Below are 15393 nucleotides of genomic sequence, written 5' to 3'. Positions count from 1 at the left end.
GAGGCGAATGACAAACCGGAACCCCAAAAGCACAACGGCGCCCATTTCCAGGCCCGCGACGCGCGGGAAGGAAATGGACGCCGTTGTCCGTGTCTGGGGAGACTGCTCAGCTCACGGCCGCCGTTGGCCGCGGGCTGTTCTGCTCTCATGAAGCAGAGAGCGTGCCAGCAAGAGGTGATTTTCTAAGTAATTGATTTATAAAGAAGTATCGAGGCTGGCCGGCGCGCGCTTGGTGCGTTCGATCGATTCTTGTGCACCGCAGCAGTGCGTGTTCACCGGGGTGGAAGTACCTCGGCCATGCTCAGCAGCGCCTCGGCCACGTCCACCAGTCGCCGGTTCTGGTTCATGGCCATCTGGCGCAGGGTTTTGTGCGCCTCCGGCTCGCTGAGTTGGCGGTGCGCCATGAGCAGGCCCTTGGCGCGCTCGACGATGCGGCGTTCGTTGAGACTGGCGCGCACGGCCTCCAGTTCGTCGGCCATGGCTTGCAGGCGGCGCGCCTGGTCGTGCACCAGTTCCAGCACCGAGCGGTCCAGCGGCAGGCCGAAGCCCTGTGCGCCCACAGGGGGCGCGGCGGCGCTGGCGTCGGCCGGTGCCAGGTAGAAGCTCAGGGGGTCGGGCGCGGGCTGGGCGGCCAGGGCGCCGTAGGTGGCCAGTTCGGCCTGGGCGTGCGCGATCTTCTCGCCGCACAGGGCGCGCAGGTCAGCGGTGAGCCGGTCCTCCACCAGCTTCATGGCGTCCATGCGGGCGCTGCAGACGTCGAACCAGGTCTGGCTCAACTCGGGCTTGAGCGCGGCGCCGTGGGTGGCGGTGTAGAGCACGCGGCGCAGACGCTCCAGCTCGGCCAGGGGCGCGCTGGTGTGTGGGGCTGTCCACAGGGCGCGGGCGGAGGTGGGCGCGAAGCTCTCGAACAGCTCCAGGCAGCGCTCCTGCGATTCGATCAGGTGCAGCAGGCGCTGCTGGCCGGCCGCGTCGGCCTGGCCCTGCGCGAACAGGGCCGCACCGGCGGCGCGCTCCTGGCCCGCGAACTCCTTGCCCTGCATGAAGTTGAACAGCGCCACCAGACGGCGCGAGACCTCGGGGTCGCTGGCGCTGTCGGCGGCCTCGAACACCACCGCCAGCAGCGCGGCCACCAGGTGCACGTAGGCCTCGGTGGCGCGGGCGGTGTCCCAGGCCCGGTCGTCGAGCTGGGCGCGCAGCGCATCCAGGCCGTCCAGACCTTGCAGCACGTAGGCGATGCGGCTGAACAGGCGCGCGCCGTGCCCAGCCTGCGCGGTCCCGGCGTCCACGCGCTCGAACTGCGCGCGCCACTCGGCCTCCACCTGGCGCGAGGCCGCCACCTGCGCCGCGCGCGCCTCGGCGAAGCTGCGACCCTGCGAGCCCAGGTACAGGTTCGTCAAGCCCCGCTCACGCTGCAGGCCGTGCACCAGCCGCGCGGTCACGTCCACCAGGGTGGCGGTAAAGGCCAGGCGTTGCAGGCCATCGATCTCGCAGCGCTTGGCGGCCAGCAGGAAGTCCAGGCCCGTTTTCATCTTTCACCTATCCGATGGCGTATCTCCACAAGGGCGGAGCAACAAACGTGCCGCGCTTAAACTCCCGCCCCTCATGCGCATCCTCGGCATCGAATCCTCCTGTGACGAAACCGGTGTGGCCCTCGTGGACGCGGGCAGCGAGGGCGTGCCGCGCCTGCTCGGTCACGCGCTGCACAGCCAGATCGAGATGCACCAGGCCTACGGCGGCGTGGTGCCCGAACTGGCCAGCCGCGATCACATCCGCCGTGTGCTGCCGCTGACCGACGCGGTGCTGGCGCAGGCCGGACTCGCGCTGGCCGACGTCGACGCCATCGCCTGCACCCGCGGCCCCGGCCTGGCCGGCGCGCTGCTGGTGGGCACGGGCGTGGCGCACGCGCTGGGCGTAGCGTTGGGCAAGCCGGTGCACGGTATCCATCACCTGGAAGGGCACCTGCTGTCGCCCTTCCTGAGCGCCGACCCGCCCGAATTCCCCTTCGTGGCCTTGCTGGTGTCGGGCGGGCACACGCAGCTCATGCGCGTGGACGGGGTGGGGCGTTACGAGCTGCTGGGCGAAACCATCGACGACGCGGCCGGGGAGGCCTTCGACAAATCGGCCAAGCTGCTGGGCCTGGGCTACCCGGGCGGGCCGGCGCTGGCGCGGTTGGCGGAGCAGGGCGACGCCGCCGCCTACAAATTCCCCCGGCCGATGCTGCACAGCGGTGACCTGGATTTCTCCTTCGCCGGCCTCAAGACGGCTGTGCTGACCCAGGTGAAGCGCCTGGCGCGCGCCGCCCCCGAAGGCCCGGCCACCAGCCGGCTGGCCGATCCGCTGAGCGAGCGGGAGAAGGCTGACGTGGCCGCCGGCGCGCAGGCGGCCATTGTGGAGGTGCTGGTGAAGAAGTCGCTGGCGGCATTGAAGGCCACGGGCCTGCGCCGCCTGGTGGTGGCCGGTGGCGTGGGCGCCAACACCCACCTGCGCGCCCAGTTGAACCAGGCCGCCGCTGAGCGTGGCCTGCGCGTGCACTACCCCGAGCTGGCGCTGTGCACCGACAACGGCGCCATGATCGCCCTGGCCGCCGGCCTGCGCGCCCAGGCGGGCCTGTTGGCCGCCGACGTGGGCGCCGGCCGCTTCGACGTGGCCCCGCGCTGGCCGCTGGCCGATCTGGCTCCGCTGTTCTGAGCTTCGCATGACCGACGGATCAGCGGCAGGTGATCGGGATAATTATGAATTAGAGTACTTATCTGTCGCGCAGGCGACAGTGACGGGCCGCATCCTCCTTTCGACGGCCCGCAGTTTCACCACGGAGTTGTTCATGACCCTGATTTCCCGTCGCGGGCTGGCCACGCTGGCCGCTGCCGTCTTGTCCCTTGCCGTCGTGTCGCCCGGCCAGGCCCAGGCCCCCGCGCCGCGCGGCGAGCCCATCCGCATCGCCATGATCGAAGGCCTGTCCGGCCCCTTCGCCAACACCGGCGAGGCGGTGTTCCGCAACCTGCTGTGGGCCACCGAGCGGGTCAATGCGCGCGGCGGCGTCAAGCTGCCCGGTGGCGCGCGGCCCCTGCTCATCGAGCGCTTCGACAGCAAGAACCAGGCGGAAGAGGCGCTGGCCTCCCTGCGCCTGGCCAACGATCGCGGCATCACCATCGTGGCCCAGGGCAACTCTTCTGCGGCGGCCAGCGCCATCATCGAGGCCATCAACAAGCACAACGAGCGCGAGCCGCAGCGCCGCCAGCTCTTCCTCAACTACTCGGCGGTGGACCCGGTGCTCACCAACGAGAAGTGCAGCCCCTGGCACTTCCGCTTCGACGCCCACGCCGACATGCGCATGACCGCGCTCATGAGCGTGCTGCGCGAGGACAAGGCGCTGGAGCGCATTTACCTCATCGGCCAGGACTACAGCTTCGGCCAGGGCGTGCTGCGCGAGGCGCGCCGCCAGCTCGGTGCCCAGCGGCCCGACGTGAAGATCGTCGGCGACGAGCTTCACCCCATGGCGCGTATCAAGGATTTCCTGCCGTACGCCACCAAGATCAAGGCCAGTGGCGCGCAGGCCGTGCTCACGGGCAACTGGGGCAACGACCTCACCCTGCTGGTGAAGGCCGCGCGCGAGGTCGGCTTCGACGGCCGCTTCTACACCTTCTACGGCAACGCCCTGGGCGCGCCAGCGGCCCTCGGCGACGCCGGCATCGGCAAGGTGGTGGCCGTGGCCGACTGGTTCCCGAACGTGCCCACGGCCGAGAGCGAGGCCTTTTACAAAACCTTCCGCGAGCGCTTCCCCAAGCCCGAGGAGGACTACGTGCACATGCGCATGCAGCTCATGATCGAGGCACTGGCGCAAGCCATCGAGCGCGCGGGCACGGTGGAGGCGGGTGCCGTCGCCACCCAACTGGAAAAGGCCGATGTGGGCCTGGCGGGCCAACGTGGGCGCATGCGCGGTGCCGACCACCAGTTCCAGCAGAGCCTGGCCGTGGCCGTGATGGACCGCCAGGGCACGCCCGGCGTGAAGTTCGACGTCGAGGGCTCGGGCTACGGTTTCCGCGTGATCCGCAGCCTGACCCCACAGCAGGCGGAGCTGCCGCACGCCTGTAGCATGCCCCGCTTCTGAATTGAAGACGGAGCCAGCGCATGCGTAAGGTGGTGGCGGGCCTGGAAGGCTCGCGCATTCGGGAGGTTGCCAACGAGGGCATCGGCCGCGAGGGCGTGCTCAAGTTCTGGTTCGGCGAAAGCGACGAGGTGACGCCCGAGCCGATCCGCCAGGCGGCCATCGCCTCGCTGCAGGCCGGCGAGACCTTCTACGCGCATAACCTGGGCCTGCCCGAGCTGCGCGAGGCCATCGCCGGTTACACCGAGCGGCTTCACCCGGGGCGCGGCCCTGCGCACTGGTTCGGCCGAATCGCGGTCACCTCGGGCGGCGTCAATGGCCTCATGCTGGCGGCGCAGGCCCTGGTGAACGCGGGCGACGAGGTGGTGGTGCTCACGCCGGCCTGGCCCAACCTGGTGGCGCAGCCGCAGATCCTGGGCGCGCGTGTGCGCAGTGTGTCGCTGGTGCCGCGCGGCGGCGCCTGGACGCTGGACCTCCACGCGCTGCGCCAGGCCGTCACGCCGGCCACGCGGGCGCTGATCATCAACGCGCCGGCCAACCCCACCGGCTTCACGCTCGCGGCCGACCAGCAGCGCGCCATCCTGGCCCACTGCCGCGCCACCGGCACCTGGATCGTGGCGGACGAGGTCTACGAACGCCTGTATTTCGAAGGTGATACCTCGAACGGCGCGGCACCCAGCTTCCTGGACGTGGCTGAGCCCGACGACCGCCTCATCGTCGCCCACAGCTTTTCCAAGAGTTTCCTCATGACCGGTTGGCGTCTGGGCTGGCTGGTGTTGCCGGCCGCGCTCATCGAGGCGGTGGGCAAGCTCATCGAGTTCAACACCTCCTGCGCGCCGGTGTTCGTGCAGCGCGGCGCCATCGCCGCCATCGCGCACGGCGACGCCGTCACGCCCGCCCTGGTGGCTCACCTGCGCCGCTGCCGCGACACCCTGGTGCCGCTGCTGCAGGCCCTGCCTGGGGTGGAACTGGCCACGCCGCGTGCCGGCATGTACGCCTTCTTCCGTCTGCCTGGGCAGGCCGATTGCCTGGACGTGGCCAAGCGCCTGGTGCGCGAGGCTGGCCTGGGCCTGGCGCCGGGCAGCGCCTTCGCGCCCGAGGCGGCCGGCTGGCTGCGCTGGTGTTTCGCCAGCCAGGATGTGGCGCGGCTGGAGGAGGGCGTGCGGCGGCTGCGCGGCTGGCTGGACAAGCAGGGCAAGAACTAGCCAGCCTCGGTGCCACTTCGGCTAGAATGCGCGGTTGCCGTTCCGGTTGGAGCGGCTCCACGCCCGTCGCGGCGGGGTCTCACCCCAAGGTCACCCCACAGGGTCCGGCCCATGCTGCAGCGGGACGCAAGTCCACAGGAAACATTGAAATGATCGATCAGCAAGTCAAAGCCGGCGTCATCGCCGACAACGCCCGCGGTGCCAACGACACCGGCAGCCCCGAAGTCCAGGTCGCCATCCTGACGGCCCGCATCAACGAACTCACCCCGCACTTCAAGACGCACGCCAAGGACCACCACGGTCGTCGCGGCCTGCTGCGCATGGTGAGCCGTCGCCGCAAGCTGCTGGATTACCTGAAGGCCAAGGACGCCGACCGCTACCTGGCCCTCATCCAGAAACTGGGCCTGCGCAAATAAACCGAGCCGGGTGTGCCCGATCGAAAAGCCTGAGTTGGTTCGCTGGCTCGGGCTTTTTGCGTTTGGCGCCCCCGCTCATCCAGTCCGGAGTTCACACACCGAGCGAAGCTGTGTCATTCCAACGGGGTTGCGGTCGGCGCAATCCCTCTGGAATGGCATCGTCTTGCGGGTGCGTTCTCCGGGTCCGTGCAAGGCATTGCACGCCAAGCAGTCCCCGTTGAACGGGGCGCACACAGGAGAACACACATGAGCATGTTCAACAAAGTCACCAAGACCTTCCAGTGGGGCCAGCACACGGTCACCATGGAAACCGGCGAAATCGCCCGCCAGTCCAGCGGCGCCGTGCTGCTCGACATGGACGGCACCGTGGTGCTGGCCACCGTGGTCGCCAAGAGCGAGGCCAAGGCCGGCCAGGACTTCTTCCCCCTGACGGTCGACTACATCGAGAAGACCTATGCCGCCGGCAAGATTCCCGGCAGCTTCTTCAAGCGCGAAGGCCGCCCGAGCGAGCTGGAGACGCTGACCAGCCGCCTGATCGACCGCCCGATCCGCCCGCTGTTCCCCGAGGGCTTCTTCAACGAAGTGCAGGTGGTCATCCACACGCTGTCGCTCAACCCCGAGGTGGACGCCGACATCGCCGCGATGATCGCGACCTCGGCCGCGCTGTCGATCTCCGGCATCCCGTTCAACGGTCCCATCGGTGCTGCGCGCGTGGGCTACGTCAATGGCCAGTACGTGCTCAACCCGGGCCAGACCGAGCGCAAGGGCTCTCAGATGGACCTGGTGGTGGCCGGCACGCAGGCCGCGGTGCTGATGGTCGAATCCGAGGCGCTGCAACTGTCCGAAGAGGTCATGTTGGGTGGCGTGGTGTTCGGCCATGAGCAGGCCAACATCGCCATCAACGCCATCAACGAACTGGTGCGCGATGCCGGCAAGCCCGAGTGGCAATGGCAGGCGCCCGCGCGCGACGAAGCGCTGATCGCCAAGGTGGAAGAGCTCGGCGGCGACAAGCTGCGCGCGGCCTACCAGATCCGCAACAAGCAGGCCCGCACCCAGGCCTGCCGCGAGGCCTACGCCGCCGTGATGAGCGGCCTGAAGGCGGCCGGCATCGAGTTCGATAGCGTCAAGGTCGAAGGCCTGCTGTTCGACATCGAAGCCGGCATCGTGCGCGGCCAGATCCTGGCCGGCGAGCCGCGCATCGACGGCCGCGACACGCGTACCGTGCGCCCGATCGAAATCCGCAACGGCGTGCTGCCGCGCACCCACGGCTCGGCGCTCTTCACGCGCGGCGAGACGCAGGCCCTGGTGGTCGCCACCCTGGGTACCGACCGCGACGCGCAGCGCATCGACGCGCTGGCTGGCGAGTTCGAAGACCGCTTCATGCTGCACTACAACATGCCACCCTTCGCCACTGGCGAGACCGGCCGCGTGGGCAGCCCCAAGCGCCGCGAGATCGGCCACGGCCGCCTGGCCAAGCGCGCCCTGGTGGCTTGCCTGCCCACCAAGGAAGACTTCCCCTACACCATGCGCGTGGTCTCCGAGATCACCGAATCCAACGGCTCGTCGTCGATGGCGTCGGTGTGCGGCGGTTGCCTGGCGCTGATGGACGCTGGCGTGCCCATGAAGGCGCACGTGGCCGGCATCGCCATGGGCCTGATCAAGGACGCCAACCGTTTCGCCGTGCTGACCGACATCCTGGGTGACGAAGATCATCTGGGCGATATGGACTTCAAGGTCGCGGGCACCACCAACGGCATCACCGCCCTGCAGATGGACATCAAGATCCAGGGCATCACCAAGGAAATCATGCAGGTCGCGCTGGCCCAGGCCAAAGAGGCGCGCATGCACATCCTGGGCAAGATGCAGGAAGCCATGGGCGAAGCCAAGACGGAGATCAGCAGCTTCGCGCCCAAGCTCTACACGATGAAGATCAACCCCGAGAAGATCCGCGACGTGATCGGCAAGGGCGGCGCCGTGATCCGCGCGCTGACCGAAGAAACCGGTTGCCAGATCAACATCGAGGAAGACGGCACCATCACCATCGCGGCCACCGACGGCGCCAAGGCCGACGAGGCCAAGCGTCGCATCGGCGAGATCACGGCCGAGGTGGAAGTGGGCAAGGTCTACGAAGGCCCGATCACCAAGATCCTGGACTTCGGCGCCCTGGTCAACCTGCTGCCCGGCAAGGACGGCCTGCTGCACATCAGCCAGATCGCGCACGAGCGCGTGGAGAAGGTCACCGACTACCTCCAGGAAGGCCAGATCGTGAAGGTCAAGGTGCTCGAGACCGACGAGAAGGGTCGCGTCAAGCTGTCGATGAAGGCACTGCTGGAGCGCAGCGGTGGTGGCGATCGCGAGCCGCGCGAGTTCCGTGAACCGCGCGAACCGCGTGAGCCCCGCGAAGGCCGCGAGCAACGCGACCAGCGCCCCGCCGCGACGGCCGACGAGGCCGCCCAGCAGCAACAGCAGCAGCAATAAGCCGCGCGCGATGTCGAGCATGCAAGCGGTCGAGATCAACGGCTTTGGTGCGCCCGAGGTGCTGCGCCTGGCCGAGCGCCCGCGCCCCGTGGCGGGCGCCGGGGAATTGCTGATCCGCGTGAGCGCGTCGGGCGTGAACCGTCCCGATGTGCTGCAGCGCACCGGCAACTACCCGGTACCGCCCGGCGCGTCCGACATCCCGGGGTTGGAAGTGGCCGGCGTCATCGAATCGGGTGACGCCGACGCGCTGGCGCAGGCCGGTCTCAAGATCGGTGACCGTGTCTGCGCGTTGGTGGCCGGTGGTGGCTACGCCGAGTGGTGCGTGGCGCCGGTGGGCCAGTGCTTGCCCGTGCCCAAGGTGCTCGACGACGTGGCCGCGGCTTCCTTGCCCGAGACCTTCTTCACCGTCTGGAGCAACGTCTTCGATCGCGGCCGCCTGCAGGCCGGTGAAACCCTGCTCGTACAGGGCGGCACCAGCGGCATCGGTGTCACCGCGATCCAGATCGCCAAGGCCCGGGGCGCGACAGTGATCGCCACCGCCGGCAGCGACGAGAAATGCGCGGCGTGCAAGGCGTTGGGCGCCGATCACGCCATCAACTACCGCTCGCAGGACTTCGTGGCCGCTGTGGCCGACATCACCGGCGGCCGGGGTGTCGACGTCATCCTCGACATGGTCGCGGGCGGCTACGTGGCGCGCGAGGTCGATTGCCTGGCCGAGGACGGCCGTCTGGTCATCATCGCGGTGCAGGGCGGCGTCAAGGCCGAATTCAACGCCGGCCTGGTGCTGCGCCGCCGCCTCACCATCACAGGCTCCACACTGCGCCCGCGCCCCGTGGCCTTCAAGGCCGCCATTGCGCGTTCGCTCAAGGAACACGTTTGGCCGCTGCTCGAATCGGGCGCGGTCAAGCCCGTCATCCACCAGGTGTTCGCCCCTACCCAGGCGGCCGAGGCGCACACCCTCATGGAATCGAACCGCCACGTCGGCAAGCTCGTGCTGAAGTGGTCCTGATGTCATGACGATCAAGAAACTCATCGCCGGCAACTGGAAGATGAATGGCGGCCTGGCCGCCAACGAGGCGCTGTTGCGCGCGCTGCTGACCGGTGTTGGCCAGCCCTCGGCCGACGTGGCCGTCTGTGCGCCCGCGCCGTATCTCGCGCAGGTGCAAGGCTTGCTCGCCGGCAGCCCGATCGACTGGGGTGCGCAGGACATGTCCGCGCACGAACAAGGTGCCTACACCGGTGAGGTGTCGGCCGCCATGCTCAAGGACTTCGGCTGCCGCTACGCCATCGTGGGCCATTCCGAGCGTCGCCAGTACCATGGCGAAACCGACGCCCTCGTCGCGGCCAAGGCGCAGCGCGCGCTGGCTGCAGGCATCACACCCATCGTGTGCGTGGGTGAAACCCTGGTCGAGCGTGAGGCTGAGCAGACCGAGGCGGTTGTCAAGCGCCAACTGGCCGCAGTCATCCACGCCGTGGCCCATTGCACGAGCGAGATCGTCGTGGCCTATGAGCCCGTGTGGGCCATCGGCACCGGCAAGACGGCAACGCCCGAGCAAGCCCAGCAGGTGCACGCCGTGCTGCGCGCCCAGCTCGCCGCGGCCACCAGCCACCCCGAGCGCGTGCGCATCCTGTACGGCGGCAGCATGAACGCGGCCAACGCCGCCAGCTTGCTCGCCCAGCCCGACATCGACGGGGGACTGATCGGTGGAGCCTCCCTCAAGGCGCCCGATTTCCTGCAGATCGTCGCCGCCGCCCACTGAACACAGCATCGAACCGATCGCGCCCAGAAGGCGCTGATCGAACCAAACGGAGAACCTGATGAATGTCCTGTTGACCCTTCTGCTCGTGGTGCAGATCCTCGCTGCGCTCGGCATGATCGGCCTGATCCTCATGCAACACGGCAAGGGTGCCGATGCTGGCGCCGCGTTCGGCGGCGGCGGTGCCGGTTCGGCCAGCCTGTTTGGCGCCTCCGGCGGCGCGAACTTCCTCTCGCGCACCACGGCCGTGCTGGCTGGCGTATTTCTCGCCTGCACGCTGGGCCTGGCGTATTTCGGCAACCTGCGCGAGGCACCGAGTTCGGGCAGCGTGCTTGAGAACGTGCCCGCCGCGCCGGCCAGCCCAGTGCAGCAGATTCCGGGTGGTGCCACGGCGCCCGCCGCGCCCGACACCACGCCGGCACCGTCCGGCACTCCCGCGCCCACCGGCGCCGGGCAGATCCCTTCCAAGTGATCGGGCAAGCCTGCCTTGCGCGGGCCTGACGCCTTGGGGACGCCCATGAAAAAAGGATGGGCCACTCCCCAGATGGGGGAGGCGATTCAGGGTAAACTCTATGAGTTGTCCGCAGTGCTCAGTGTCCCTCTTGAGCACGGCAACTCAGACCCAAGCCGACGTGGTGAAATTGGTAGACACGCTATCTTGAGGGGGTAGTGGCGAAAGCTGTGCGAGTTCGAGTCTCGCCGTCGGCACCAGATCGTTGAAGACAAGGCCAGCAGGCCTTGTCAACGGAACCGCCCCACCATGAGCCTTGACCAGTACCTGCCCGTGCTACTGTTCATCGTCGTGGGCATCGCGGTCGGCATCATTCCCCAGGTCCTCGGCTACATCCTCGGCCCGAACCTGCCGGACGCCGAGAAAAACTCCCCTTACGAATGCGGCTTCGAAGCCTTCGAAGACGCGCGGATGAAGTTCGACGTGCGCTACTACCTTGTGGCCATCCTCTTCATCCTCTTCGACCTCGAAATCGCGTTCCTCATCCCCTGGGCCGTGGCCTTCTCCGACATCGGTTTGACCGGCTTCGTCGCCGGTGTCGTGTTCCTGGCCATTCTCACGGTGGGTTTCGCCTACGAATGGAAAAAGGGCGCCCTGGACTGGGAGTGAGTTCACTCCCGCTGCGGGCGCGCTTCGGAGCAGCACATGATTGAAGGTGTCTTCAAGGAAGGCTTCGTCACCACCAGCTACGACGCGGTGGTGAACTGGGCCAAAACCGGTTCGCTGTGGCCCATGACTTTCGGTCTGGCCTGTTGCGCGGTGGAGATGATGCACGCGGCCGCCGCGCGCTACGACATCGGGCGCTTCGGCTCCGAGGTGTTCCGCGCCAGTCCCCGCCAGTCCGACCTCATGATCGTGGCCGGCACCCTGTGCAACAAGATGGCGCCGGCCCTGCGCAAGGTCTACGACCAGATGGCCGAGCCGCGCTGGGTGCTCTCCATGGGCTCGTGTGCCAACGGTGGCGGCTATTACCACTACAGCTACTCGGTCGTGCGCGGCTGCGACCGCATCGTGCCGGTCGACGTGTACGTGCCTGGCTGCCCGCCCACGGCGGAAGCGCTGCTGTACGGAATCATCCAGCTGCAGCAGAAGATCCGGCGAACCCAGACCATCGCCCGCGCCTGAGTCACAGCACAACACCGAGCCCCACGACATGACCGACGCATCCCCCTCCCACCTGGTCGCACCCGAGACCCTGCAGGCCAGCCTTCAGGAATTGCTCGCCGGCCGCGTGCGCGCGGTCGATCTGGAGCGTGGCGAGGTCACGGTCACGGTCGACGCCAGCGCCTACCTGGACGTCATGCAGACCCTGCGCGACGCTCCGCAAGCGAGCTTCGAGCAACTCATCGACCTGTGTGGCATGGACTATTCCGCCTATGGCGATGGCCGCTGGGAAGGCCAGCGCTTCGCGGCCGTCTCGCACCTGCTCTCCGTCAGCCTCAACCAGCGCGTGCGCGTGCGCGTGTTCTGCGCCGACGACGATTTCCCCGTGCTGCCCTCGGTGAACAACCTCTGGAACAGCGCCAACTGGTACGAGCGCGAGGCCTTCGATCTCTACGGCATCGTCTTCGAGGGCCACACCGACCTGCGCCGCATCCTCACCGACTACGGCTTCATCGGGCACCCGTTCCGCAAGGACTTCCCGCTCTCGGGTCACGTCGAGATGCGCTACGACGCCGAGCGCCAGCGCGTCATCTACGAACCCGTGACGATCGAGCCGCGCGAGGTCACGCCGCGCGTGATCCGCGAAGACAACTACGGCGGTCTGCACTGACATGGCTGAGATCAAGAACTACACCCTGAACTTCGGCCCGCAGCACCCGGCCGCGCACGGCGTGCTGCGCCTGGTGCTCGAGCTCGACGGCGAGGTCGTGCAACGCGCCGACCCGCACATCGGCCTGCTGCACCGCGCCACCGAGAAACTGGCCGAGCACAAGACTTTCATCCAGTCGCTGCCCTACATGGACCGTCTCGACTACGTGTCCATGATGAGCAACGAGCACGCCTACTGCCTGGCGATCGAGAAGCTGCTCGGCATCGATGTGCCGATCCGCGCGCAGTACATCCGCGTGATGTTCTCCGAGATCACGCGGATGCTGAACCACCTCATGTGGCTCGGCTCGCACGGCAACGACTGCGGCAGCTCCACCATCCTCATCTACGCCTTCCGCGAGCGTGAGGACCTGTTCGACATGTACGAGGCGGTGTCCGGTGCGCGCATGCACGCGGCCTACTTCCGCCCCGGTGGCGTGTACCGTGATCTGCCCGACACCATGCCGCAGTACCAGGCGAGCAAGGTGCGCAACCAGCGCGGCGTGGACGAACTCAACAGGAACCGTCAGGGTTCCCTGCTCGACTTCATCGACGACTTCACCAAGCGCTTCCCGACCTATCTCGACGAATACCACACACTGCTGACGGACAACCGCATCTGGAAACAGCGCACGGTGGGCATCGGCGTGGTGCCGGCCGAGCGCGCGCTCAACCTGGGCATGACCGGCCCCATGCTGCGCGGCTCCGGCATCGCCTGGGACCTGCGCAAGAAGCAGCCGTACGAGGTCTACGATCGCATGGATTTCGACATCCCGGTCGGCAAGACCGGTGACACCTACGACCGCTACCTCGTCCGAATGGAGGAGCTGAAGCAGTCCAACCGCATCATCAAGCAGTGCGTGGACTGGCTGCGCGCCAACCCGGGCCCGGTGATCACCGACAACCACAAGGTGGCGCCGCCCGCGCGTGAGGCCATGAAGGCCAACATGGAAGAGCTGATCCACCACTTCAAGCTCTTCACCGAAGGTTTCCACGTGCCCGAGGGCGAGGCCTACGCCGCCGTCGAGCACCCCAAGGGCGAGTTCGGCATCTACCTCGTGAGCGACGGTGCCAACAAGCCCTACCGCCTGAAAATCCGTGCGCCCGGTTTCGCGCACCTCGCCACGCTCGACGAGATGGCGCGTGGCCACATGCTGGCCGACGCGGTCGCCATCATCGGCACCATGGACATCGTTTTCGGGGAGATCGACCGATGAGCACCCCCGTGCCCAGCACCCCTGTGAGCTTCTCCGCCGCGACCATCGCGCGCTTCGACCGCGAGGTCGCCAAGTACCCGGCCGAGCAACGCATCTCGGCCGTCATGGCCTGCCTGGCCATCATCCAGCAGGAGCAGGGCTGGGTGAGCACCGAGGCCGAGGCCGCATTGGCCGCCTACATCGGCGTCGAGCCGATCGCGGTGCACGAGGTCACGACCTTCTACAACATGTACAACCAGCGGCCGGTGGGCAAGTTCAAGCTCAACGTCTGCACCAACCTGCCGTGCCAGTTGCGCGATGGCCAGAAGGCCTTGCACCATCTCGAGCACAAGCTCGGCATCGAAATGGGCGAGACCACGCCCGACGGCCTGTTCACCCTGCAGCAGAGCGAGTGCCTGGGCGCCTGCGCCGACGCCCCCGTGATGCTGGTGAACGACCGCCACATGTGCAGCTTCATGAGCCACGACAAGCTTGACCAGCTTGTCGATGGCCTGCGCGCCGCGGAGGGCCAGTCCTGATGAACGCCCAACAGATCATCGGCCAGTTCGCCGCCACCGGCGTGCAAACCTGCTTCCACGGCCGCCACATCAGCCCGCAGATCTACGCGGACCTCGATGGCAAGAACTGGTCCCTCAAGGACTACGAGGCGCGCGGCGGCTACAAGGCCCTGCGCAAGATCCTCGGCAAGGACGGCGGCGAGCCGCTCACGCCCGACCAGGTCATCGCCACCGTCAAGGAATCGGCCCTGCGCGGCCGTGGCGGCGCCGGCTTCCCCAGCGGCCTGAAATGGAGCTTCATGCCGCGCCAGTTCCCGGGGCAGAAGTACCTCGTCTGCAACTCCGACGAGGGCGAGCCGGGCACTTGCAAGGACCGCGACATCCTCATGTACAACCCGCACATCGTCATCGAAGGCATGGCGATCGCGGCGTACGCCATGGGCATCAGCGTGGGCTACAACTACATCCACGGCGAGATCTTCGAGGTGTACGAGCGCTTCGAGGCCGCGTTGGAGGAGGCCAGGGCGGCCGGCCTGCTCGGCGACAAGATCCTGGGCTCCGACTTCAGCTTCCAGCTGCACGGCCACCACGGCTTCGGCGCCTACATCTGCGGTGAGGAAACCGCGCTCCTCGAATCGCTGGAAGGCAAGAAGGGCCAGCCGCGCTTCAAGCCACCGTTTCCCGCCAGCTTCGGCCTCTACGGCAAGCCCACCACCATCAACAACACCGAGACCTTCGCGGCGGTGCCCTGGATCATCCGCAACGGCGGCCAGGCCTACCTCGAGATCGGCAAGCCCAACAACGGCGGCACCAAGATCTTCTCGGTCAGCGGCGACGTGGAGATGCCCGGCAACTTCGAGATCCCGCTGGGCACGCCCTTCAGCAAGCTGCTCGAACTCGCGGGCGGCGTGCGCAAGGGCCGCCAGCTCAAGGCCGTGATCCCCGGCGGTTCGTCGGCCCCCGTCCTGCCCGCGCACATCATGATGGAGTGCACGATGGACTACGACTCCATCGCCAAGGCCGGCTCCATGCTGGGCTCGGGCGCCGTCATCGTGATGGACGACTCGCGCGACATGGTCGAGTCGCTCAAGCGCCTGTCCTACTTCTACATGCACGAAAGCTGCGGCCAGTGCACGCCCTGCCGCGAAGGCACGGGCTGGCTCTGGCGCATGGTCGATCGCATCGACCGTGGCCTGGGCCGCCCAGAAGACATGCAACTGCTGGACAACGTGGCCGAGAACATCATGGGCCGCACCATCTGCGCGCTCGGCGATGCCGCGGCCATGCCGGTGCGCGCCATGATCAAGCACTTCCGCCACGAGTTCGAGGCCAAGATCAACGCCGCGCAGGCCGACACGCGCAACAAGGCGGCCACGGCCTGAGAGCACGAGGAAC

General features: G+C 67.7%; 15 protein-coding genes and 1 tRNA gene. 15 read left to right on the top strand and 1 reads right to left on the bottom strand.

Annotated features, from left to right (window positions below; genetic code table 11):
- Window positions 1-272: 272 nt before the first annotated feature.
- Window positions 273-1529 (bottom strand): nitrate regulatory protein, encoded by a 1257-nt coding sequence (locus tag BN948_RS11120; RefSeq protein WP_009520170.1) that lies wholly within the window; start codon window positions 1527-1529, stop codon window positions 273-275.
- Window positions 1530-1602: 73 nt separating this feature from the next.
- On the opposite strand from BN948_RS11120, the gene tsaD reads away from it, so the two are divergent.
- The 15 genes from tsaD to nuoF all read left to right on the top strand — a co-directional run bounded on the left by tsaD (window position 1603) and on the right by nuoF (window position 15380).
- A complete protein-coding gene (tsaD, locus tag BN948_RS11115) occupies window positions 1603-2688 on the top strand; it encodes a tRNA (adenosine(37)-N6)-threonylcarbamoyltransferase complex transferase subunit TsaD (protein WP_009520169.1) in 1086 nt (361 codons plus the stop codon).
- Window positions 2689-2821: 133 nt separating this feature from the next.
- A complete protein-coding gene (locus BN948_RS11110; RefSeq protein WP_009520168.1) occupies window positions 2822-4108 on the top strand; it encodes a branched-chain amino acid ABC transporter substrate-binding protein in 1287 nt (428 codons plus the stop codon).
- A 20-nt stretch (window positions 4109-4128) separates the two neighbouring features.
- Window positions 4129-5310, top strand: coding sequence for a pyridoxal phosphate-dependent aminotransferase (locus BN948_RS11105; protein WP_009520167.1), 1182 nt, complete (start codon window positions 4129-4131; stop codon window positions 5308-5310).
- Between the two features lie 149 nt (window positions 5311-5459).
- Window positions 5460-5726, top strand: a complete 267-nt coding sequence (rpsO, locus tag BN948_RS11100) for a 30S ribosomal protein S15 (protein WP_009520166.1) — start codon at window positions 5460-5462, stop codon at window positions 5724-5726.
- A gap of 246 nt (window positions 5727-5972) precedes the next feature.
- The gene (pnp, locus tag BN948_RS11095) at window positions 5973-8204 is read left to right on the top strand and encodes a polyribonucleotide nucleotidyltransferase (protein WP_009520165.1); all 2232 of its coding nucleotides are present in this window, start codon (window positions 5973-5975) and stop codon (window positions 8202-8204) included.
- Window positions 8205-8223: 19 nt separating this feature from the next.
- On the top strand, window positions 8224-9213 hold the full coding sequence (locus tag BN948_RS11090; protein ID WP_009520164.1) for an NAD(P)H-quinone oxidoreductase: 990 nt from the start codon (window positions 8224-8226) through the stop codon (window positions 9211-9213).
- 4 nt (window positions 9214-9217) lie between these two features.
- Window positions 9218-9964 carry a triose-phosphate isomerase gene (gene tpiA / locus BN948_RS11085; RefSeq protein WP_009520163.1) on the top strand — a complete coding sequence of 249 codons (747 nt, stop codon included), beginning with the start codon at window positions 9218-9220 and terminating at the stop codon, window positions 9962-9964.
- Between the two features lie 58 nt (window positions 9965-10022).
- Entirely contained in the window at window positions 10023-10433 is a 411-nt protein-coding gene (gene secG / locus BN948_RS11080; RefSeq protein WP_009520162.1) for a preprotein translocase subunit SecG, read from the top strand.
- A 154-nt stretch (window positions 10434-10587) separates the two neighbouring features.
- A tRNA-Leu gene (locus BN948_RS11075) sits at window positions 10588-10672 on the top strand.
- Window positions 10673-10721: 49 nt separating this feature from the next.
- Complete coding sequence (locus BN948_RS11070) at window positions 10722-11081, top strand: NADH-quinone oxidoreductase subunit A (RefSeq protein WP_009520161.1); 360 nt, start codon at window positions 10722-10724, stop codon at window positions 11079-11081.
- Between the two features lie 36 nt (window positions 11082-11117).
- A complete protein-coding gene (locus tag BN948_RS11065; protein WP_009520160.1) occupies window positions 11118-11597 on the top strand; it encodes a NuoB/complex I 20 kDa subunit family protein in 480 nt (159 codons plus the stop codon).
- Between the two features lie 28 nt (window positions 11598-11625).
- Window positions 11626-12246: an NADH-quinone oxidoreductase subunit C gene (locus tag BN948_RS11060; protein ID WP_009520159.1), complete on the top strand. Its 621-nt coding sequence runs from the start codon at window positions 11626-11628 to the stop codon at window positions 12244-12246.
- Between the two features lies 1 nt (window position 12247).
- The gene (locus BN948_RS11055; protein WP_009520158.1) at window positions 12248-13501 is read left to right on the top strand and encodes an NADH-quinone oxidoreductase subunit D; all 1254 of its coding nucleotides are present in this window, start codon (window positions 12248-12250) and stop codon (window positions 13499-13501) included.
- Complete coding sequence (gene nuoE / locus BN948_RS11050) at window positions 13498-14019, top strand: NADH-quinone oxidoreductase subunit NuoE (protein ID WP_009520157.1); 522 nt, start codon at window positions 13498-13500, stop codon at window positions 14017-14019. The genes BN948_RS11055 and nuoE overlap by 4 nt, the downstream gene beginning before the upstream one ends.
- Complete coding sequence (gene nuoF / locus BN948_RS11045) at window positions 14019-15380, top strand: NADH-quinone oxidoreductase subunit NuoF (RefSeq protein ID WP_009520156.1); 1362 nt, start codon at window positions 14019-14021, stop codon at window positions 15378-15380. Before nuoE ends, nuoF begins: the two co-directional genes overlap by 1 nt.
- Window positions 15381-15393: the final 13 nt, after the last annotated feature.

This window comes from Hydrogenophaga intermedia, assembly GCF_000723405.1.
Taxonomy (GTDB): Bacteria; Pseudomonadota; Gammaproteobacteria; order Burkholderiales; family Burkholderiaceae_C; genus Hydrogenophaga; species Hydrogenophaga intermedia.
This window is presented reverse-complemented; position numbering and strand designations above follow the sequence as displayed.